This window comes from Sphingopyxis sp. MG, from assembly GCF_002953155.1.
Lineage (GTDB): Bacteria > Pseudomonadota > Alphaproteobacteria > Sphingomonadales > Sphingomonadaceae > Sphingopyxis > Sphingopyxis granuli.
The window spans coordinates 3,327,411-3,348,926 of the sequence record NZ_CP026381.1 but is presented as its reverse complement, the minus strand read 5'-3'; the positions used below and the strand labels follow the sequence as shown (position 1 = coordinate 3,348,926).

Annotated in this window: 21 protein-coding genes; 10 read left to right on the top strand and 11 right to left on the bottom strand. The window is 61.7% G+C overall.

Going from position 1 to position 21,516, the window contains the following annotated elements; genetic code table 11:
* Nucleotides 1–5: 5 nt before the first annotated feature.
* The gene (locus C3E99_RS19875; RefSeq protein WP_158682331.1) at nt 6–152 is read right to left on the bottom strand and encodes a hypothetical protein; all 147 of its coding nucleotides are present in this window, start codon (nt 150–152) and stop codon (nt 6–8) included.
* Nucleotides 153–634: 482 nt separating this feature from the next.
* On the opposite strand from C3E99_RS19875, the gene C3E99_RS19870 reads away from it, so the two are divergent.
* Complete coding sequence (locus C3E99_RS19870; protein ID WP_158682330.1) at nt 635–1,030, top strand: hypothetical protein; 396 nt, start codon at nt 635–637, stop codon at nt 1,028–1,030.
* A gap of 32 nt (nt 1,031–1,062) precedes the next feature.
* Here C3E99_RS19870 and C3E99_RS15380 read toward each other — a convergent pair whose 3' ends face one another.
* From C3E99_RS15380 to C3E99_RS15365, 4 genes are all read right to left on the bottom strand, one after another.
* Nucleotides 1,063–2,112 (bottom strand): response regulator, encoded by a 1,050-nt coding sequence (locus C3E99_RS15380; protein ID WP_104960047.1) that lies wholly within the window; start codon nt 2,110–2,112, stop codon nt 1,063–1,065.
* A gap of 15 nt (nt 2,113–2,127) precedes the next feature.
* A complete protein-coding gene (locus C3E99_RS15375; protein ID WP_104960046.1) occupies nt 2,128–3,909 on the bottom strand; it encodes a sensor histidine kinase in 1,782 nt (593 codons plus the stop codon).
* Complete coding sequence (locus tag C3E99_RS15370) at nt 3,906–4,370, bottom strand: molybdopterin-dependent oxidoreductase (protein WP_104960408.1); 465 nt, start codon at nt 4,368–4,370, stop codon at nt 3,906–3,908. The genes C3E99_RS15375 and C3E99_RS15370 overlap by 4 nt, the downstream gene beginning before the upstream one ends.
* Nucleotides 4,371–4,619: 249 nt before the next feature.
* A protein-coding gene (locus C3E99_RS15365) for an IS3 family transposase (protein WP_104959270.1) occupies nt 4,620–5,767 on the bottom strand; the annotation gives its coding sequence in 2 pieces (ribosomal slippage) (nt 4,620–5,509 and nt 5,509–5,767; 1,149 coding nt in all).
* A gap of 16 nt (nt 5,768–5,783) precedes the next feature.
* Between C3E99_RS15365 and C3E99_RS15360 the strand changes: the two genes are divergently transcribed.
* Nucleotides 5,784–6,389: a hypothetical protein gene (locus C3E99_RS15360; protein WP_234002509.1), complete on the top strand. Its 606-nt coding sequence runs from the start codon at nt 5,784–5,786 to the stop codon at nt 6,387–6,389.
* A gap of 304 nt (nt 6,390–6,693) precedes the next feature.
* Here C3E99_RS15360 and C3E99_RS15355 read toward each other — a convergent pair whose 3' ends face one another.
* The 3 genes from C3E99_RS15355 to C3E99_RS15345 are packed head-to-tail and all read right to left on the bottom strand — an operon-like array spanning nt 6,694 to nt 9,387.
* Nucleotides 6,694–7,365, bottom strand: coding sequence for a DUF1275 family protein (locus C3E99_RS15355; protein ID WP_234002687.1), 672 nt, complete (start codon nt 7,363–7,365; stop codon nt 6,694–6,696).
* 43 nt (nt 7,366–7,408) lie between these two features.
* Nucleotides 7,409–9,070, bottom strand: a complete 1,662-nt coding sequence (locus C3E99_RS15350) for a SulP family inorganic anion transporter (protein ID WP_104960044.1) — start codon at nt 9,068–9,070, stop codon at nt 7,409–7,411.
* The gene (locus tag C3E99_RS15345; protein ID WP_104960043.1) at nt 9,067–9,387 is read right to left on the bottom strand and encodes a helix-turn-helix domain-containing protein; all 321 of its coding nucleotides are present in this window, start codon (nt 9,385–9,387) and stop codon (nt 9,067–9,069) included. The genes C3E99_RS15350 and C3E99_RS15345 overlap by 4 nt, the downstream gene beginning before the upstream one ends.
* Nucleotides 9,388–9,515: 128 nt before the next feature.
* Here C3E99_RS15345 and C3E99_RS15340 point away from each other — a divergent pair, with 128 nt between their 5' ends.
* The 7 genes from C3E99_RS15340 (at nt 9,516) to C3E99_RS15310 (ending at nt 17,398) form a co-directional block, all read left to right on the top strand.
* The gene (locus C3E99_RS15340) at nt 9,516–10,007 is read left to right on the top strand and encodes a DUF983 domain-containing protein (RefSeq protein ID WP_199775021.1); all 492 of its coding nucleotides are present in this window, start codon (nt 9,516–9,518) and stop codon (nt 10,005–10,007) included.
* A gap of 384 nt (nt 10,008–10,391) precedes the next feature.
* A complete protein-coding gene (locus C3E99_RS15335; protein ID WP_104960042.1) occupies nt 10,392–11,432 on the top strand; it encodes a helix-turn-helix transcriptional regulator in 1,041 nt (346 codons plus the stop codon).
* Between the two features lie 209 nt (nt 11,433–11,641).
* Nucleotides 11,642–12,826, top strand: coding sequence for a sel1 repeat family protein (locus tag C3E99_RS15330; protein WP_234002508.1), 1,185 nt, complete (start codon nt 11,642–11,644; stop codon nt 12,824–12,826).
* Between the two features lie 15 nt (nt 12,827–12,841).
* Nucleotides 12,842–13,741, top strand: a complete 900-nt coding sequence (locus C3E99_RS15325) for a tetratricopeptide repeat protein (RefSeq protein ID WP_234002507.1) — start codon at nt 12,842–12,844, stop codon at nt 13,739–13,741.
* The gene (locus tag C3E99_RS15320; RefSeq protein WP_104960040.1) at nt 13,738–14,562 is read left to right on the top strand and encodes a hypothetical protein; all 825 of its coding nucleotides are present in this window, start codon (nt 13,738–13,740) and stop codon (nt 14,560–14,562) included. The genes C3E99_RS15325 and C3E99_RS15320 overlap by 4 nt, the downstream gene beginning before the upstream one ends.
* A 13-nt stretch (nt 14,563–14,575) precedes the next feature.
* The gene (locus tag C3E99_RS15315) at nt 14,576–15,775 is read left to right on the top strand and encodes a hypothetical protein (protein WP_104960039.1); all 1,200 of its coding nucleotides are present in this window, start codon (nt 14,576–14,578) and stop codon (nt 15,773–15,775) included.
* Nucleotides 15,776–15,943: 168 nt separating this feature from the next.
* Nucleotides 15,944–17,398, top strand: a complete 1,455-nt coding sequence (locus C3E99_RS15310; RefSeq protein ID WP_234002686.1) for a tetratricopeptide repeat protein — start codon at nt 15,944–15,946, stop codon at nt 17,396–17,398.
* Between the two features lie 176 nt (nt 17,399–17,574).
* Here C3E99_RS15310 and C3E99_RS15305 read toward each other — a convergent pair whose 3' ends face one another.
* The gene (locus C3E99_RS15305; RefSeq protein WP_104960037.1) at nt 17,575–18,084 is read right to left on the bottom strand and encodes a sigma-70 family RNA polymerase sigma factor; all 510 of its coding nucleotides are present in this window, start codon (nt 18,082–18,084) and stop codon (nt 17,575–17,577) included.
* Nucleotides 18,081–18,530, bottom strand: coding sequence for a hypothetical protein (locus tag C3E99_RS15300; RefSeq protein WP_104960036.1), 450 nt, complete (start codon nt 18,528–18,530; stop codon nt 18,081–18,083). Before C3E99_RS15300 ends, C3E99_RS15305 begins: the two co-directional genes overlap by 4 nt.
* A gap of 148 nt (nt 18,531–18,678) precedes the next feature.
* Here C3E99_RS15300 and C3E99_RS15295 point away from each other — a divergent pair, with 148 nt between their 5' ends.
* Complete coding sequence (locus tag C3E99_RS15295) at nt 18,679–20,091, top strand: IS4 family transposase (RefSeq protein WP_104959562.1); 1,413 nt, start codon at nt 18,679–18,681, stop codon at nt 20,089–20,091.
* 10 nt (nt 20,092–20,101) lie between these two features.
* Here C3E99_RS15295 and C3E99_RS15290 read toward each other — a convergent pair whose 3' ends face one another.
* Nucleotides 20,102–21,445: an ISL3 family transposase gene (locus tag C3E99_RS15290; RefSeq protein WP_104960035.1), complete on the bottom strand. Its 1,344-nt coding sequence runs from the start codon at nt 21,443–21,445 to the stop codon at nt 20,102–20,104.
* Between the last annotated feature and the right edge of the window lie 71 nt (nt 21,446–21,516).

The following is a 21,516-nucleotide window of genomic DNA, read 5'->3' as shown; positions in this document are numbered from 1 at the left end:
GGTTTTCAGTCGGGCCTGTTGCCGCGCGGCGGCCCGTCATACATGTCGCCCGGCAGGGCAGAGGGGTTCGCGGGGCGCGGCTCGTACATGTCGCCCGGCAGCGTTCGCCCGCCCTGCCGAATGCGCGGGTCATCCAGCCGGGGGACAGGCATTTCCGCCTGTTCGCCGGCTGGCGGCCTGTCGGACGATGGTTGCCCCCGCGTCGTTCTGGTGCGCGACGTTCTGCCGGTCGCCGCAGGGGCGGGGTCCTTCGTTGAAGTCGCGGACCGGTCCGCACGGGCGGGATCGGCGGTCCGCTGCGCCAAGGCGGCACCCGGCGCCGCCAGGGCAAGGACCGAAAGGCCAATGACGGCAAGTTTCAGACTGGTCATGCGATCGTCCCCCAAGACACGCCTGCTGACAGGCATTGGTCCAAACAGCGATACATCGCGCCGGACTGGCGCGCCCCGTTCGTTTGAAGGGGATGGACAATTTCTGCCCCTCAAAGGTCAGCGTCATATTGAAACGCCAGCCGTCCCGCATCAGGGAAACAGGCGGGGACTCGCCCTTTCGCATCGCCATACACATGGGATTAAGATGTCCGGACTAAGAGTAGAAAGCAGATCACGGAAAAATCTTGATGAGGGAGGCTCTCTTGGCAAATATCCTTTACCCACGCCTCGGCCTTTCGGTGCGGCCACTTGTGGCTATCGCATCTTTACTGGCATTTTCAGCCAGCAGTCCGGCCACGGCCCATCAGGGCGAACCCGAAAATGCAGCCGCCAATGCCAGTGCGACAAGGCAGGCGCACGACAGCGACGCCGATGGCGACGGTCACGCATCGCGGGCGAAATTCAAGGGGGGCAAGGCGCTCGCCGATACGGTCAAGCATCATAGAGACCAGCCTGCAAGTCCCGAACAGCCCGGTGGCAGCGGGGCAGCAAGCCCGCAAACGAGCCGCACTGTGGAGCGCGAACCAGCCCGTAGGGCAGGCGATCCGATCCCCGGCATCGACATTACCGTATCGCAATCGCCCGACACCGCAGAGTAGACCGCAAGCGCAGGGAGACGTGAACAGACGGTTTACAGAATACTCGCCGGTGACGTCAGCAACAGGGCAACCAGCTGCGCCTGCCGGTTGACGCCCGTTTTCTGAAAAATGTTGCGCATATGAAAGGCAACGGTCGTCTGGGCGATATCCAGCGAAGCGGCAATATCGACCGGGCGCTGCCCCCGCGCCAGTTCCACGGCGATGAGGCTTTCCGTCGCCGTAAAGCCGAACATTTCGGACAATATGCCCGTCGCCAACATGGCCGATTTGTTCGCCTTGGCGATGAACAGGGCCAGTTGCAGCCCCTCCTCTCCATCGCTTCCCAGACGGCACCCGACCATCCTGAAGTCCTCATCGCCTGTGTGGCAATGCATTGTGAAGGTGGAGACATTGTCCTCATCACCTTGTTGAAGCAAGGCATCCACCCATGCCGCGAACCCGTGTTTCGCAGACACCGTTCCCGCACAATTGGAAAGAGCGGAAGAAAGTTCGATGCAACTGTCTTTCATCTCACGTGCAGCGCGATTGAGGAAAACCGGCACCGCATGGGGGTCTATCAGCACGATCGCTGTCGAGATCAGGTCGAGCACAGCTCCGAACCCTGATGAAGGAGAGATATCAGTCCCTGAGAGCACGGCAAGCTGCCGCTCCACCCTGTCGCCCGCCGGCATCGGGTGTGCCTTCATCCGCCGTATCTGGCGCAGGCGGGCCTGAACCGTGGCCAGCAGAAGGTCGAAATCGATGGGCTTGGTCAGATAATCGTCGGCGCCGCGCAATTTGCCTTTCACCACGTCACGACGATCTGCCAGCGCGGACATGAACAGGAACGGGATTCCCGCATAATCGTCCGGCCTTTCCTGCGTCGCGCGCAGAAGATCGTAACCGTCCATGTCGGGCATGCAGATATCGCACAGGATAAGGTCGGGCCGCACCGCCTCCAACTGGGCCAGCGCATCCCTGCCATCTGCCGCCTCGATAACGCGATAGCCGGCTTCGACCAGTTCCTCGGCAATATCTCGTCTCAGCGTATCTTCATCCTCGACACACAAGATAAGCGGGTGGGCAGTGGCAAGCTCGTTCATCGCAATACCGGGCCTTTACAGGCCGGCCGGGCAGGCTGCTTCCGCCAGCGGCAGGACAAGCGTGAACGCGATCCGGCTATCGGGTAAAATCTCGAAAGAAAGCTTGCCATACTGCAATTGCGCAAGGCTGTGCGCCATATACAAGCCAATTCCCACGCCTTTCTTATCACTGGCATTCTTCCCCCGGAAAAAGCGTTCAAAAAGATGTTCCCGATCATCGGGATCGATATGCCCCTCGTTGATGATCCGGCAACCGGCGTAGCCATCAACCGACACCATCTCCACATCGACAGCCGTTCCTGGAGGGGCATATTTTGCTGCGTTCGACAGCAGGTTCACGACGATGTGTTCGGTATATACCGGATCGCAAAGGACAAGGCTTGGGCCACCACTCACATAGCGAACTGTCCGGTCAGGCATTTCGTTCGCCTGCCGATCGACCACGTCCGCAATCAGCCTGTCGAGATCCCAGGCCACGCTGTTCTGCTCAATCTGTCCGGCCTCAAGCCGGGCGATATCGAGCGTGCTGTCGACAAGCTGCACAAGGTTGCGGATCGCCGACCGCGCCTGTCCACCCCGTTCCAGCACTTCGTCCGGCTCAAGACGGTTCGACCGCCTCATCAGCCGCTGCAAAGAGGAATCCACAATCGCAAGCGGAGTGCGGAACTGGTGCGAGATCATCGCCGCGAAATTGCGATAGATCGCGGTAGCGGAACGTTCCCGTTCAAGCGCAGCGTGCAGTTCCTTCGTCCTGAGCGCAACCTGTTCTTCCAGATAGTCGCGCCGCTCGCTCAGATCGCGCCTAGCATAATACTGTTCCGTAACGTCCGAAAAGAACATGATCGCCCCGATAACTCCGGTCCCATCCCGCAGAGGAAAACAGCGGAGTTCGAGATAGATCGCGCTGACATCGGCCTTACGGGAAAATGGCAGGTCTCTCAGCACTACTGAATGGCCATCCAGCGCCCGGTTGATAACGGATTCGACCCTTTCCTCGCTGAAAATCCCGGATATAGCGGTCAGGCGGCGATGCAATGTTTTCTCTGCGGTGATGGCAAACAGTGTCGCTGCCGCGTCGTTCAGAAGCGTTGAGCGCCGCTCTCGGTCCACGGCGATGATTGCCTCTCCGCTCGATGTTACGAGCAACTGCGACAATGCCTTTTCGCTTTCCAGCAGCTGCGCCCTCGACCGGGCAGATCGTGTGGCCCTAACCAGATAAAACGTCATGCCCGCGCCGGTCAGCGCGATCACGATCAGCGACAGGATGATGTGCGAAACTTCCTGCCGCGAATTGTCCAGCTTGCTTCCAAGGCTATCCCACTCGGCGGTCATGGCCTTGTTCGCGGCACGCGCTAGATCTGCGTCATAGGGCGACAGGATCGCATGAAGCCGGGACAGCGAAGTTTCATCGCCAGTTTCAAGCTCCGACACGATCTGCCGTAGCTCTGCCTGTTGCGCCTCTATTGTATCCAATGCATCGGCAAATCCCATTTCGACCATCTGCCGCCGTTGCGGTCCATGGTTGAGAATATTGTGATGACTGAGGAAATTGTTGAGGCGGCGTTCTACCTCAACAGGCGTGTCCATGCCCCTGACATGTGTTGAGGCTGCTGTCTGCAATTTCAGGCTGGCAACCTGCGATCGCGCGATGACCCACAGCATGTTCTGCGTCGCCTCGATCCGCATGTCTTCTTCGGTCGCCGAGAGGCGCACGAGCGAAAAAGCGATCAGGACGGCAAATATCCCGATCGTAACCGACGGGAGCACTATACCGAGTGCGCCCTTGCGGATGATCATTGGACTTCCAGAGCATTCAATTGCCAGACCCACCGGTAGTCGTAACGAATATCCTGCAACTCCGGATGGGCATCTCGCGGGTAGACGATCCAGAGAGGCCCCTTGTCCTGGAGGGACAGCGGCTCTCCATCCATGCTGTGCGCGACAATGACATCGAAGCGTTCAATGTCTGACATGGGGATGTCGACGACATAGTCGTTCAGGGCACTTGCGCGGACGATCGTGCCCGTGGCGCCCAGCCCGGACAGGAAGTCACGCAGCAGGAAGCCTTCGAAATCGCTGCTTCCGTCCGTAACCGAAGTGCCTGTGGAAAGACTGACGGTCGACAGCCCGCGCAGCATGGCCATGTCAAACTGCGCGCCATTCTCGCCGTTGCGAACGGCGATGGCACCGGAAACCTCCAGGACAATATCCCCCGCCGGTTGGGAAAGATCGAACAGCTCCGTATTCCCCTCGCTCACGGGGTCACATGCCGTCACCGTGCCGCCCGTAAGCACCAGGATTACAAGTAATAATACCCTATACATGCAGACTGATCACTCCATGGTTGAGCTTGCCTAGATTTGCCTGCCACGCCTGCTCCGCCAATGATCCTACCAGACCATACATCCTGTTGTAAGCGGAGGCGTGACCCCACCTTGCGGGAGTGACGCGCAGCGCCGAGTGTCCGTGGCCTGCTGCCGGTTTGATGGACACCGAGATAGGTTCATTCAGGCTACCCCAGCTTCGCGTTCGAAGTCGATAGGACTGAGGTAACCCAGGGTCGAGTGACGCCGGGTCGGGTTGTAGAAGCATTCGATATAATCGAACACGTCGGCCTTCGCCTGCGCCCTCGTGCGGTAGACCTTCTTCCCGATCCGCTCGGTCTTGAGCGAGGAGAAGAAGCTCTCCATGGCGGCATTATCCCATACATTGCCGGACCGGCTCATCGAGCAGGTGACCCCATTATCGGCCATGAGCCGCTGGAACTGCTCGCTGGTATATTGGCTTCCCTGATCCGAGTGATGCAGCAGCGCGTCGGGCTTGCCGCGCCGCCAGATCGCCATGATCAGCGCGTCGGTGACGAGCTGTGCCGTCATGTTGACGCTCATCGACCATCCGACCACCCGGCGCGAGAACAGGTCGATCACCGCGGCGACATAGAGCCATCCCTCGGCTGTCCAGATATAGGTGAAGTCGGCCACCCACTTCTGGTTCGGCCTGTCGGCCGTGAACTGGCGATCGAGCACGTTGCCGGCGATGACCGAGCGATCGCCATGATCCTTGGGAAGCCCGCGTCGCCGCGGCCTGGCTCGCAGACCCTGTGCCCGCATGAGCCGTTCGATCCGGTGCAGGCCGCAGGATATCCCGTCGGCCAGCAGGTCGTGCCAGACACGGCGCGCACCATAGGTGCGATAGCTTCCTACATGGCTGGCGCGGACCTTCGCACCGATCACCTCGTCGTCGCGGGCACGCTGCGACGGCGGGCGGATCAGCCAGGCATGGAAGCCGCTTCGCGAGACACCGAGCGCCCCGCACATCCATGCCACCGGCCAGATCCCTCGGTGCTTCGCGATGAACTGGAACTTCATATCGAGTCCCTCGCGAAGTAGGCGGCGGCTTTTTTTAGGATGTCGCGCTCCGCCTTCAGCTTGGCCAGCTCGCGCCGCAGGCGATCGATCTCCATCTGCTCCGGCTTCATCTGACCGTGACCGGGAAAGGCATGACCCGGATCGGCGGCAAGCTCCCGAACCCATTTACGCAGCACGTTCGCATGCACATCCAGATCGCGCGATGCCTGGGCGATCGTCACCCCGCGTTCGCGGATCATCCTCACCGCCTCAAGCTTGAACTCGCGGCTGAACTTCCTTCTTTGCATTGTGGACCTCCGATAGGTGGAAACACCCTATCTCGGTGTCCACCAAACCGGCAGCAGGCCAGTGTTCAACGAGATGCACTTCTACGACCTGCCCTGGCCCACTGCGCTGCTGCAGGGACTTGAGAACGAGATCGTCACTCTGAAGGTGACGTTGTCCTACTTCATCGAACCCAATCTTTCCGGCCGGGCCGCGACCCGCCCCGACACCTACCGGTCATTCGCCCTTCGCTTCGAAATGAAGAAACGCACCGAGACCGCGGTGAGCTTTCGCAGGCGGCTCACCCAGAAGCGCGAAGGGAGTGAACCGGCGCCGAACGAGGGCAGCCACTGGCTACTGGGTCCCAACGCCTTCCAGGCAGGTTCGTTGCACTGTGACCTTTGGAGAGGCGCTGCCGTCGATCTCGCGTCCCATGACGAGATCGCTGTCTATCCGGTAGGGGGGTGGTGGAAATCGCACATCGGGCAACAGCGGATGAACGACAAAGGGCGATATGCGCTGGTGCTGTCGCTTTCCGCGCCAGGACAGGCCGTGGACCTCCATGCGCAGATTGCCGCTCAAGTTGAAGCTCAAGTCGCTGCGGTCGAAGCCGGCCAGATCTCGATCGCGGGTGAAGACTCATAATGACACGTCAGTGCTGATTGTCTTTCGGACTTCGACACACCGTATCGCCAATCTCGCCATGCCGGTCGATCTGCGGCAGTCTCAATCCTCACTGTGGATTAGCGTCAGAGTGGGACCCCGCCCTCACGGAGGCTATGACTTTGATTTTTAATCCTAAACTGGCGCATGAAAGGGGTCCCGATAGGCGCCGTTTGGAACCCCAATCAAAACCGGCTTGTTACGCCAATTCAAGATGATAGATCGCAAAATGGGAGGGGCCCGCTCCAACGCCGATCCACAAACATAATCATTATCGTTGGTCATTTCATGCTCCATTGGGGTTGGACGGTCCGTCGTTCGATCGAAGCCGCTCGATTTGCTGTGCGCCGATGGCCGCGCAAAAGGCGAGGCCCGCCGCCAGCGCAAGCGCCCAGCGCCCGGCCAGGTACCAGGCGCCGGCACCAAGCATCCCGCCGACGACGAAAGCGAACCAGAACGACAGCGGCCGCCTTGCCTCGCGCAGCCTGCCAGCGGCGAGTGCCTCGCCCAGACGCACCGCCTGGACCGAGGGCAGCAAGGTGTCGCGGAGCGGCTCCGCATCCCGTTCGAACACGCAATGGGCCGCACCCATCGCGGCGGCGATGAGGAGGATGGCCCCATATGTCGGGCCGGCGTAAAGGAGGAAGAAGCCGCAGCTTAACAGCAGACCGGCAACCAGCAGCACGAGGCTGCGGCGGAAGCGCGTCGAACGACCGGTCATCAAGCTGGTCAGCACGACCCCCGCGAGCAGGGCCAGCACCGCACCGCCAGCATGTAATGCGATGCGGCCGCCGTCTGCCAACGCAACCGCGGCAACAATGCTGTTCGCATCGGGCGAGGCGAGAAACAGACCGCCGAACGCGAGAAAACCCAAGGCATCGGCAAAACCGGCGAGCGCCGTCGCGGCAAAAGCAAGCCGTAGCAAGCCGCGCTGGGATAGCGCTTGAACAATGGGCATGGTCAATGTTCCCGTCCTCGCTTCAACGGAGCACCCACCGCGTTCATGTCTGCTCGAGCAGCTCGACGGCGAGCGACTGCGCGTGCGCATAATCGACCGCGTGCGAGAGCCTGGTCGACGTTTCGCCAAGTCCGACGCGATCGAGCATCGAATGGGGCTGCGGCTGCACGCCTGAAAGGATAATCTGGGCACCGGCGAGCCGCGCCTGCTCGACAAACTCCTCGAGCGCCTGCGCCCCGCTCGCGTCGAGAAGCGGCACGAGCCGCATGCGCAGGATGATGACGCGCGGCGACTGCCCCACCCGGCGCAGCGTGTCGAGCAATTCGCCCGCAACGCCGAAGAAGAAGGGACCGGCGATCCGGAACACTTCCACTCCCGGCGGCAAATCGTCGCGCTGGTCGAGATCCTCGGCATCGAGTTCGGGATCGCGCTTGCCGCTGCCATCCACTTCAACCGTTTCGGCCATGCGCGCCATGAAGAGCAGCGACGCGAGCGTCACGCCGACAGCGATCGCGACCGTCAGGTCGACGAGCACCGTCAGCCCGAAGGTGAGCAGAAGAACGGCCCGGTCGCTGTTCGGCATGCGCAGCAAGGCGAGGAAGCGCTGATACTCGCTCATGCCCCAGGCCACCATGAACAGGATCGCGGCGAGCGCCGCCATCGGCACATAGGCCATCAGGTCGGTGCCGAAGAGGATGAATAGCAGCAGGAAGACCGCGTGCATGATGCCCGCGACGGGGGTCTTCGCGCCTGAACGGATATTTGTCGCGGTGCGGGCGATCGCCCCCGTCGCCGGGAGGCCACCGAACAGCGCCGAGCCGAGATTGGCGACGCCTTGGCCGATCAGTTCCTGGTTCGATCGGTGCCGCGTCCCGGCCATGCCGTCGGCGACGACCGCGGACAGCAGCGCCTCGATCCCGGCGAGAAAGGCGATGGTGAAGGCCGACGGCAGGACGGCCGTGATCTTCGCGAATGAAATCTCCGGGAAAGACGGCATCGGCAGGCCCGCCGGCATGTCCGGAAAGCGCGAGCCGACCGTTTCGACCGGAAGCTTCAGCAGCACCACGACGAACGCGCTGACCACCACGGCAATCAGGAAGCCGGGAAGTCGCGGCGCCAGCCTGCGAAGGCCAATGATGATCGCGAGGGCACCGATGCCGACGCCGATGGCGGCCCAGCTCGCACTTGGCAAGGCCGCCCAATAGGCCTGCCATTTGGGCAGGAAGTCGGCGGGCACCTTGTCGATGGCGAGACCGAGGAAGTCCTTGACCTGGCTCGAGGCGATAATCAATGCGATCCCCGCGGTGAAGCCGGTCACGACCGGATGCGGGATATATTTGATCATCTGTCCTAGGCGCAGCACCCCGGCGAGGATCAGGATGAGCCCCGCGAGCAAAGTGGCGACGAGCAACCCGTCATAGCCATGGATGGCGATTACATTGAAGATCACGACGACGAAGGCGCCGGTCGGGCCGCCGACCTGGACGCGCGATCCACCAAACGCCGAGATCAGGAAGCCGGCGACGACCGCGGTGATCAGCCCCTTGTCGGGCGATGCGCCGCTGGCGATACCTAGCGCCATCGCGAGCGGCAAGGCGACGATCGCGACGGTCAGGCCGGCGATCGCATCGGCGCGGAAGGCGGCGGCGGAATAACCCTCGCGAAAGACCGTCAGGAGCTTCGGCGTATAGGCCTCGGGTTTCACCGAATTTCGGGCCGGCTCGGAAATTTGGCAGAAAGAAGCCCGCGCCCGGGCCGCTTGGGATCGGTATCAGCCGCTTCACGCAACCGCACGCCGCGTCCCGTCCCGGCGCTCGAAGAATATTCACCAAGCAGTTCGATGCCGTTGCTTTCGAGCGCGCCGATCACCTTCACCAGCGTATCGACGACACCGCGAACCTGGCCGTTTGATGCTTCCATCCGTTGGATCGTCGGAAGCGAAAGGCCTGCCAGTTCGGCGAGCTCACGCTGGTCGATCCCGAGAAGGGCACGCGCGGCGCGCATCTGCTGCGACGTGATCATATCAGCTCCTTGATGTTTCAGACATCATTTATCAATCTTAACACCATCATCTAATACTGTATATATGGATGATGCCAAGCAATCGATCAAATCGCGCGCCATCCAGACGCGGGCAGCGGGCATAGCCGATGCCCAATTTCATGCAGACGCCCTTCGACCGGCCCATTGTAAGGAAGACGCCTCCCCCCGCACCCGACCATATCCCTGAAGACGCGTGCCCCGCACTCCCTGCCACGGGCCGCGAGGCGATCGTCCGCGGCATTCGAGGCCGCTGCCCGCGTTGCAACGAGGCAAGGCTGTTTACCCGCTTCCTCAAGCCGGTCGCGCACTGTCCCCACTGCGCCCAAGACTGGACGCGCCAGCAAGCCGACGATTTCCCGGCCTATGTGTCGATCTTCCTCACCGGCCACATCATGGCGCCGGTCATTATCGCGCTCGTTCAGGAAACAGCGCTGTCGCTAGCCGCGCTGGCCGCAATCATCGTCCCGCTGATGCTCGCGCTGATGATCGCCTTCCTTCAGCCCGCGAAGGGTGCGATCATCGCCCTGCAATGGTGGTTCGGCATGCACGGGTTCCAAAAGGAGAGGCCAGCCGTGCGTGACGGTGGAAACGACGAATAGCGCATTTCGTGGGAACAGCGGTGCGGCGCCTTCGGACAGAATTGGGTTTGGTGTCGGCGATATAGGGGTTTGAGTAGCAACGGAACAGAAAACCTACATAAGGCGCGCCTTCAGGTGTGGATTAGCGTCAGAGTGGGACCCCGCCCTCACGGAGGCTATGACTTTGATTTTTAATCCTAAACTGGCGCATGAAAGGGGTCCCGATAGGCGCCGTTTGGAACCCCAATCAAAACCGGCTTGTTACGCCAATTCAAGATGATAGATCGCAAAATGGGAGGGGCCCGCTCCAACGCCGATCCACACGCCAGATAGAAGAATGCTGTCGATGGTGGGGAGTTAAAAATGCAAGATGAACTTGTTGATCGAATATATGAATGTTCCGTCATGCCGGAGGCATGGCCTGCGGTTCTGGATGAGGTCGCCGGGCTTTCCGGATCAGCGGGTGGCCTGCTGTTTTCCGCCCGCAAGGCGCTGAACTGGACTGCGTCAGAAAGCGTCGCCGACGTTTTTGCAGCCTATGTTGAGGATGGCTGGTTCGGCAAGTGCAGCCGCCGCGTCTGCCTGATGGGGCAGGAGTCGCCCTCCTTTTTCTCCGAACATGATTTCTGGAGCGATCAGGAGCTGGACGCCGACCCGATTTATCGCGACTTTTTCCGGCCGCGCGGATTGGGGTGGTCGGCGGGAACGGCCGTGTCGGTCCCGACCGGCGACAATATCGTATTCAGCGTCGAGCGCGCCTTCGACGATGGGCCTATCGATTCGGCAACCATCGACCAGCTCAACATGCTTCGCCCGCATCTCGTCCGCAGCGCGCTGATCAGCGCCCGCCTGCAATATAAGCGCGCGCAGGGCGCAGCCGAGGCGCTGGCGGCGCTGCAACTCCCCGCCTTCCTGCTCGGTATGGGGGGCGAAGTGGCGGAAAGCAGCCCGCTAGCGAGCACAGCGGAACCGCATGTGATATGGGGAGCGCAAGGGCGGCTGCGCCTTGCCGACCGCCAAGCCGACCGCATTTTGAGGGAAGCGCTGGAAGCGCTGGCCGCTCAATCGGACGACGGGGTTCGATCATTTCCGATCCGCGACAGCCTAGGCGTGCCGCAGCAGGTCGCACATATGATTCCCGTTCGCCGCAGCGCGCATGACGTGTTCGGCGACAGCTATGCCCTGCTGTTTTTAGTCCCCGTGGCGTCCGACCGCGTTCCGTCGGCGACGCTGATGCGATCGCTGTTCGATTTGACGCCATCGGAAGCCCGCGTCGCCAGCGGTATCGCCCGCGGTGACACGCCCGACGACATCGCCGCTGCCGGCGGAGTCGCGATCAGCACGGTGCGAAGCCAGCTTCGCCGGGTGCTGGAAAAGACCGGCGCGTCGCGGCAGGCCGATCTCGCGGGCCTGGTCGGCCGCATCGGCGCGACGACACCGAACTGAAATTCTGCGAATAAATCTTCGGCTTCCTCCATATGGAGGATGAAATGAACGGGCAATTCGATTGAATTGCGATCGCTGACGGCGACCTGCGACCCATAGCCGGCAGTCGGCGACGTCGTGACCAATGCGGACCACGACGTCGCTGTCTCAACACCAGCATCCATCGTCGCATCCTGTCGGTTGCGGGTTTGCGGCGGCCTTCGACCAGCTTGGTCGGTGCCAAATTTCAAGCTATTCTGGGGGGGCGAGCGATTTTTAGCATATTGTGGAGGATTGCGACCTGCGTCCTGACTTCGGTCGCTGTTCCTGTCCTGCTGTGGAACGGACCGGCAAACGCCGCCTCGTTCAATCCGGACCTGACGGCCGTCGGCCAACTTTGCGATGCGGGCGACGCCTCAGCCTGTTGGACGGCGGGTCGCACTTTGTCCGATCCCGCGCACGCCGACTATGATCCGTTTTTGAGCCTACGCTACCTGCAAACGGCCTGCGCCGCCAACGAAGCGGCGGCATGCGGGCGACTGGCGCTGATTTTCTTCGCCGGCGAAGGCGAAGTGGAACGCAACCTGGCCAGCGCCGGAAATTTCGCGGTCCGCGCCTGTTCGTCGCAGGACCGCGACGGCTGCGAGGTCGCCGAAGCCATCTTTACCGACGGCGCATCGGAGCAGTTCGACGCGGCAAAGGCGCTTCGCTATCGCCGGGTGAATTGCGACTTTGGAAATCGGCAGTCGTGCATCGACCTGGCCCGCATCCTCTACAATATGGACGATTACCTGCCCGCCGAGCAGATAGCGTTGAACGCCTGCAAACCCGGCGACCCTTCCAGCCGCGAGAGCTGCCAGTTCGGCACGCAACTCCGCGATCGCAGGCACGCCATCGAAGCGCGACAGCAAGCCTCTCGCCGGGCGGCGCAGGAAGCACAGGCAAAGAAGCAAGCGGTATTCGAAAGCTTCATGGCCGAGCGCAATTATGACAGCGCGCTCTATTACGCACTCTATTACAGCCGGTCGAAGTCGCAGGCCGAAACGGCCACGCTGGCCGCCGCGCGCGCGGGCGCGATGTCGGGCATATTCAAAGATCATCTTTACGTGCTGGAATATTGGTTCCCCTCCGGGCCGGTCGCCGGAATCGCCGCATCGGAGATCGCGAAACGCAAACGCGGGCAAGATTGCGGGATTTACAATTGTACCAACATGCCGGGCGCCAGCACGCGGCGCTGGCAGGCTCAGAACGGGTCGGCGGGCGGCAATTATTCGTCCGGCAGACGGTCGCCGTCTTTCGAGCCCGTTCGCACCCCCAGCAGCGCCGAAATCGCGAAGCAAACCCGCGATCGATACCGATCATATAATTGCACCGGAAGCCGCCGCCTGAGCAGCAGCCACCCGGTTTGCCAATAACAGGGGACTAAAGACATGAGAGCATTTACAATCGCGCTGGTGGCATTGGCCGCGATGACGGGGGCCACGATGACGTCCGGTACGGCGACCGCGCAGGCCAGCGACAAGGTGACGGTCGAAGCGGGAGGCAGTGGCGCCAGCATGGAAGCGCAGGCAGCCTTTAATGCGGGCGATTTCGCTACCGCTCGCACGAAATATGAGCTCGGCTGCTTCACCGATGGCAATGGTGCAGGATGCAACAATCTCGGCGCGATGGCATTCAAAGGCCAGGGCGGCGCCAAAGACCTGCCGCTGGCGCGCCGCGCTTATCGGCAAGGCTGTGCCAAAAGCATCGCCAAATCCTGCGAAGTCTATGGATCGATGCTGAAATCCGGATCGGGCGGAGCACCGGATCCGGCTGGCGCGATCGCACCACTGACAGCGGCGTGCAACGCCAGGCTCGCCAACGCCTGCTACGACCTTGGGACGACCTATTTCCATGGCCGGGTCGGCGGCGGACCCGACTTGGCAAGGGCGCGGCAATATCTGGCCCGGTCCTGCCCGGGCAACTCCGCGGACGGCTGCTATGCGGTGGCGCTTCTGCAGCGGGACGGACAGGGCGGCCCAGTCGACGCAGCGGGCGCAGCGAAATCGTTCGACCTGTCGTGCAAGGCGGGGAAATCCGACGGGTGCCTCGAATATGGCGTGGCGCAATATAATGGCGCCGGTGTCGCGAAAGATCTGACGGGCGCGCGGTCGAGCTTTGGCAAGGCCTGCAATACGGGCAATGCCGGCGCGTGTATGAACGCGGGGATCATGTCGCGCGACGGCCAGGGCGGCCCCGCCGACAAGGCCGCCGCGAAGCGCTATTTCGGACTGGGTTGCAAGCTCGGCATCAAGGACGGCTGCACATTGGCCGGACAGATCACCGCATGATCGCTCTGAGGGGGGTGAGGCTGGCCGCCGTGGCGCTGAGCGTCATGGCGGTCAGCGCCAGCGCCCAGGGAGATGCCGACGCGGTCGATATCCCGCAGGAATTCAACGAGCCGACCATATATGTTTGTCCGGACGGCAAATATCAGAGCGACTGCACCGCTGAAGACGTCGAGCGCGCTGTCCGGATCGATCAGGACATGGTGGCTAAGCTCGAGAGCCAATGCCTCTATCGCAGCGAGGCACGTTGCTACCCGATGGCGTTCGGCGGCATCATGTCGGTCGAACAGGGGCGGCCGTTGACATGGCAGCATATGGCCCTGTTTCCGAAAGATGGTCCGCGCGTCGAAATGCTGGTGATTGCCGAAGGCGCCGGTGCGCTCGACTGGACGATCCTTGCCGCGCGCCAGACCGATGGCTGGTTCGCACCGCCGGCGCTGGTCGAGAACAGCAAGGCGTTGATGCTGCTCCACGCACCCGGCCGACGGGCGGGCAGCGGGTCGGGCAATGCCGACATATTGTTGTCGCGCCATGACCAGGGCTGGACCAGTTTCGACGTCAACGACCTGCTCGACGAAGCCGCCGCGCTGCTTCCGGACGGCTTTTCGCGGGGCGGCGGGGTGCAGTTCGATTTCCGCGAGATGTTCGCTGCGGTTCCGGTGAAACGGGCCAGCGACGGCGGCTGCTGCGCGACCGGCGGCACCATGTTCATCGACTTCCACATGCCGCGGGGCAACTGGATGGAGGTCGCATCCATCCGGTTCGAGGAAACGCAGCCGGTCAACACGCACCGGTCGCGCCCTCCGCGCGCCACGCCCGACTGACAAAGGAAAGATCGTGAATAAAATTGCCGCGATCGTCGCATCGCTCGCCCTCGTCGGACAAGCTCCACCGGCTGTCGCGCAGGCGGGCAATGCTCAGCACGTTCAGTCACTCGCCAATATTTACGCCCTCACCGACTATGCGCTCGGCGCGAATGAAGGCTGCGACCTGTTCACCCTGGGCGCATATCGCGCGCTCGCACAACTGCGCTTGACGGTGAAATCCGATTTGCGGCGCGCGCTGAAACCCGAACAATTGGCCAAGATCGCGAGTTTCGATAAGGGCAAATCCGAATGGCGCGGATGCCTGGCGCGCGCGGCCCGACCCGACCCATGGAAGCTGATAGACAGTGCCAAACTGGTCGCCGACGCCCTGATCGCGGCGCCGAGCAAGGTCAGCGGCGAGCCGAAGGATTGCCAGGTGGACGGGGAATATGCCGCGCTCAGCAAAATAGAATGGTCCTATCCCGCCAACGCCGTCCTGCGCCACTATGTCGATGCCCCGCGCAAGGCGGAGTTCGAAGCGCTGTCGAAAGACTTTGCCGCAATGATCGACGCCGAGTGCAAACGGACGAAATATTCGGCGCTGATGCAGGCCGGATATGAATCGCTTTTGCACAGCGAAGACCTGCTTTTGATGTTTCAGAAAGGGCCGGGACCGAAGCGCGTGTTAACCTCGGCCGGGACGCGCGTGGCGCTGCGGCCATTGTCGCTCGAACTGGGAGTATGGCGGTCGCGCCGGGGTGGATTTACGGGATCGCGGCTGTCGGCGGGATTGAACGTCTATCGCATCCTCGACCGGGCGGACAAAGACGTCGTCTTCTTTCACCTGTCGCGGCCCGGCACCTTCGACCCCCGCGGCATGATGTACATCACCCGAACCGGGCGCTGGGTGGCGCGGATGAAGAGCAATATCGACGAGCTTGAACTGCGCCTGTCCGACGGCAGCCGCCTGCCGTTTACGAAGCAAAACGGGAGCGGCAACACGGCGGTTGGCGCGGCAGAATTCACCCTGCCTGCCGTCCACCAGGCCCGACTGGGCCGCGCAGCCGATGATCACACGGCCACGCTGGCTTATCGCGTTAGGGGCAAGGAGTGGACCGAGTTCCTGGACATCGGCCGCGACCCTGGCGTTCAAAAGCAGAAGATCGGCGACATCAGGGCGAGCCTCGCGTGGGCCAATGCCCCCATGCCGGCGAAGGAGGATCGGCAATGACGGTATCAATCGCACGGCTCGCCATCCTATTGTCGCTATTGGTCGCCGGCTTTGGTGCCAACGCCGAAGCAACCGCTGCGGAGAAGGTTGAAGCGACGGACAATGCAGCAGTGTGCAACATCCAGCGCGACGCAAAAACGGCATTCGCAAGGGCGTGCAGCCTTGGCCATGACCAATCGTGCCGCAGCACAAACGGCGCTTCGGCGACGCAGGAAACACGCGCAACGGGCGCAAACAGGGAGTGAACGGGCAATGGCTATTCTAAACGGACGCGTGGCCCTCGGTCTGGCGTTAGCGATCGTCGCCGTCCCGGCGCATTCGCAGTCGGGCGATCTCGGGATCGGCATAGGCAGCGTTTCGCCCGAAGCGCTGAAAGCGTCGGAGGCACGGGTCAAGGCCTGGTACGCCAAGCCCGATATTCTCGCGCTGAAGGCCGAAGCCGACGCGGGAAAGGCCGCCCCGCAGGTGCGGTTCGCCGACCGCATTCGCGATGACCTGCTCGGCGAAAGCTGGTCGCGCGACAAGATTCGCGAAAATATGATGAAATATTACGCGATGGCGATGGGCCAGAAATATGCGCCCGCCTTCGCGCGCGTCGGGCTGCTCGCCGAGTCGGTCGAATATGGCATGCGCGACCTCGATGAATCGCTCGATTATTACCGGCAAGGGGCCGAGGCCGGCGATCGCGACGCGGTCGCCGGCTATGTACGCCTCGCCTTCAAGCCCGGCTTTTGCAGCTTTTGCGAAGATGGCGGCGAGCTCAAAACCGATCATAAAAAGCTGATGAAACTAGGTCATGGGAGCAAGAAGCGGCCCGAGATCTTCGCGCTCTACCGCACAGAGAAGCGCGATATGATCGTCAAAGCGGTCGCGTTTGCATTGGTGGCGCGCCCGCGGCCCGGCGATGAAGCCAGCCATTTACTGGCGGGCGCCTTGCAAACCGGCATTGCCGTCCCTCAACTCGCCCGCGAACAGCAGGGCGCAGACAAGCCGTTCAGCTTTTCCGACTACGCCGCGAACAGTGCCGAGCGCGGAAAGCCGCAATGGCTGCTCGAGCCTGACCTCGACCAGGCGGTCACCATTCTTTCCAACCTGTCCGGTCGCGGCGACATTCTGGCCAGCCGAAAGCTGGCCGACATATATCTCACCGGGCGTATCGGCAGCGGCGGGAGGGTCGTCAAAGACCCTGGGAAATATGTCTTCTACATGAAACGCGCTGTCGATGCAGGCAGCATATTGGCGGCCTATGGCCTCGGCTTCGAACTGCTTTCGGGACGCACCATCCCGGCCGATCATGTCCAGGGCTTTGAATATGCCGCCAAAGCTGCACTGGCGGGATTCGGCCCCGCCCAGGTGACCGCCGCCTACGCCTACCGCGAAGGGCGCGGCGTGGCAAAGAACGAAGCCTTTGCACTCGCGCTGTTCGAAAAGGCCGCCAACAACAGCCAGCTCGATGGCGCCGAACAGGCCGCCGCCATGCACCGTGCGGGACGCGGCACGCCGGGCGGGCGGGTCCAGATCCCGGACGCGGTCTTCTGGGAAAAGAAAGCCGCCGCGATCAAGGCGCTCAATCCGGTAATGGCAGAGGCCGTCCGCCGCGCGCATTTCGACAAATTCGAATAGGGAATAGTCGTGCGTGTGATCGGGCTAACGCGGCGGAAAGCAAGTCACGGTCGAAGCATTACCTAGGCGCTTCCCGAACGCCCCAATGTAGGATAGCCAACGACCGATCTTAAGCTTTGTGCAGCACTGGCTTGAACGGCTGATCTCAGGCGCTAAGCGGTCGAAAGGTCGATCGCTTATTCCAGACGCGCAGCCGCCCGCCGACACCGACTCAAAGCCCGCATCATATGATATTCAACGCCTTTTTCGCCGACGCCGACTTCCTCCGCGATTTCCCGATAGGACATGTCCTTGAGCCGATGCATCAGGAATATCCGCCGCGTTCTGCGCGGCATCGCGAGAAGCGCCCGTCGATACGCCCGACGCAATTCCGCCGACTGAATTCCACATTCCTGGTCAGGCCGGACCGCAGCATCCCGCGCTTCATCCAAAGGATATAAAACGCACCCCTTCCTCCGCCAGGTCCGGTATCTTTCGATGAGCAAATTTCGGGCCGTCCGGGTCAGATATGCTTGAGGGTTCTCGACTCTCTCAAACGCCCCACAGCGGAGCATTCTCATGAAAGCTTCCTGCACCAAGTCTGGCGCCGCCTCGCGGCCGACTTTGCGTCTGAAGAAGTGGAACAGCCGTACATTCTGCGATCGGTAAAATTCGTCGAACGACGTGAATGGTCCGGGGGCGGTCATGGCCGTTCCTCCCGCTGGTCGCGCGAGGGCAGCGGCGCATCGCGCGAAGCGCGGTAAAGGGTGATGCCGGCCTCGATCCGATCGAGAATGAAAGTGTCCCGCTCGGCCTTCGCGTTGCGAATGTCGGACTTCAAATAGATCTCGATATCCACGGCGCAGCGATTGCCGAGTTCCCGGTCGATCGTCGCCCGTGCCCGCCGCCAACAGCGTTCGTCCGTGAAGAGGGGATGATTGACGACGACCCAGAATTCGTAATCGGAAAATTCGATCGTCCGGCTGTCTTCGTACCAGGATCGCCGCGCATAGGGACCGATGAGGATGATCCGCTTGATCCGTCCCGGCTCGGGTGCCTGGACTTGCGAAGGATCGAACAGCCCGCGCAAAATGCGGGTGATCCGTTCGATTTCTCGCTGCTTGCGCCGGATGAGATGGCCGACGCGCGCCATCACGACTTCGCGCGCGTAAACGTCGTTTAGATCTTTCAATTACCCACAACTCGTCGTTGGCGTGATTCCGTTGGTCGCATGGCCGTTGCTTGCCCGGAATCGGACATGATTCCTTTCCTGGCACCTGAAACGGTTGGTGGGGTGCACAATGAGCAATTCTGTTTTCGATGCGGTCAAATGGGCCGATGAGGAAGTCGATCTCGGCGCATTTCGCGATAAGCGCTTGGGCGAGCGGCTGCGCACGATGCTGGGACAGATGGCGGGAGCGATTGGCGCGCCGATCCCGATGGCCTGTCAGGACTGGGCAAATACCAAGGCAGCGTACCGCTTTTTGTCGAATAGTTCGGTAAACGAAGGCAATATCCTCGCGGGCCATCTCCAGGCGACGCGGGCCCGCGTTGCCGCGACTGATGGGCTTATCCTCGTTCTGCAGGACACCACTGAATTCTCCTATCAACGGCGCGATCCCGAAAGAATCGGTGCCATTAGCCTGGTTCCCAGCCGACGCGATGAAAATGGTCGGCTGCGGCTTCATACGGTCTGCGGGCTGCTCATGCACTCCAGCCTTGCGGTCACGCCCGAAGGATTACCGCTTGGGCTGACGGCGGCGAAATTCTGGACCCGCACCAAGTTCAAGGGCACCAACGCGCTGAAGCGCCGGATCAATCCCACCCGCGTGCCGATCGAGGAAAAGGAGAGCTACCGCTGGCTCGAAAACATGCGCCAGTCGGCCGCCCTGCTGGGCGAGCCCGATCGCCTGGTCCATATCGGCGACCGCGAGAACGATATTTACGAATTCTTCTGCGAGGCCCAAGCGATCGGCACGCATTTTCTTGTCCGCACCTGTGTCGATCGCCTGGCCGGCGACGGTGATCACACCATTGCCGACGAAATGAGCGAAGTGTCCGTACAGGCGATACATCGGGTCGCCGTCAGCAAGGATGATCATGCCGACATCGAGCTACGCTATCGGCGTATCCAGGTCTTGCCGCCGATCGGGAAGCAAAAGCGCTATCCGCCCCTCAGTCTGACCGTCCTGCATGCCCGTGAATGTGGGGCCCCCGAAGGCCGGGCTCCTGTCGACTGGCGGCTTATCACCGATCTACCAGTGACGACGCCTGACCAGGCCATCGAAAAGCTCGACTGGTACGCCCAGCGTTGGAAGATCGAGCTCTTCCACAAGATACTCAAATCCGGCTGCCGCGCCGAGGATGCACGGCTCCGGACCGCCGATCGCCTTGCCAATCTGATCGCGATATTCTGCATCCTATCCTGGCGACTGTTCTGGGTGACCATGATCAACCGCGCCGCGCCTGCCGCATCCCCCAAACTCGCATTGACTGATGATGAAATCGCCCTGATTGATCACCTTGCGGCTTCTCGAAATAGGGCGCCCATGGGCAGAACCCTCTCCGATTACCTGACCCAGATCGCGCGGCTCGGCGGTTACCTGGCCCGAGCCCATGATCCGCCGCCTGGCAACATCGTGATCTGGCGCGGATGGTCCCGGCTTATGGATATCAAAATCGGCGCTAACGCCATCCGTTCGACTTATGGGTAATTGAAAGCGTTTAGATGTGGGGTAGCCATTTGCAGCTCGCACCGCGGCGGTCCGCGCATCGCTGCGCTGATGGGCAAGCGGTGTTCGCTGTCGGGCCGCTGGTGCGGCTAAGCGTGGCTTCTGATTGCGAGAGTTGATCGCGTGCCATCGTCATAAGCCGGGCAATCACACGGGCTGATGGAATGACGCGCGACACGTTGTTCGGAGCTGCCTCGTTGCGCCTCCGCCGCGTCGCCCATTCTGCAACGACACGCAGGCTTCCGTTAAAGCCGATGATTTTGAGCCGCCGCCAGAGTTCGGCACCATTTTGGCAACCGGAACGCCATTCGGCATCGAGCGTCCCGAGCCACGGGTCGAGAGAGCTAAGCCGGGTGCGGAACATATCGGATCGTCCGCCACGAGCGACCTGGCGTACGGTCTTGCGGGCATAGCCGGTCGCGCGAACGACCGCCTTGATGGACGCCCCTTTTCCAAGCAGCACACGGATCGCATCATCGGCATCCTGACGCCGCTTGAAGCCTTCGTATTGAAGCCGCTCAGCGCAGGTGAGGAGTTCTGGATCGGGTTCGGCGGATTGAAGTGCCTGGCGAATGGCGCGCATAGATTTACGGACAGCGTCGAGGAACGCCTGGCTGGCATTCTCCATCAAATGCCAGCGATCGGCAATCTGCAGGGCGTCAGGCAAGGCGCGCGCGGCCGCATGCCGGTACCCGCCACCGCGATCACGCGAGATAATGCAGATCTCCGGCCGGGCCTTGAGCCACGCTTCTACGGTGGCGACGCCACGATCGGGGAGGAGGTCGATAATCTGTCGGCGCTCCAGATCACAGACGATCGTGCCATATCGCTGTCCGCGCTTCCACGCCCAGTCGTCGATGCCGATGATCGTAGGCTTAACCTGAGCGCCCTTGAAGCGCCGACGCACAGTTCGAAGCAATGTGTCCTTGCTGACCGGCATCAGAAGGCGGCGCGCCAAGCTGGCCGCCGGACGCCCACCCAGCGCCAGCCCAAGGTGATGTACGATAGAATCCAGGCGGGTCGTACGCCGGGCAAATGTTGCAGTCACATCCGGAGGAAAGCGTTCAACGAAGATACGCGTGGTGCAGCGGGATGTGGCGCAACGAAAACGCCGGGCGACAAGAGTAATCCGAACCGGCCGGCCATGAGATGGTAGATCGGCGAGTGTACGGTGATATCGACTGTGGACACGCGCAGATGGGCGGCAGCAGTTCGGGCAGATCGAAACTCGAAATCGGGATCGCCCGGTGATCAGTATCTGATCGGCGGCATACTCGACCTTGTCGATCACCAATCCTATTGGCGCAATGGCTTCGCGAAAACCGCTCCCATGCATGGCGATATCCTCCTTCGGGGAAACTCGCCATTATCAACGCACTTGCACCAAAAGTGAGTCAGAGCCCTTTT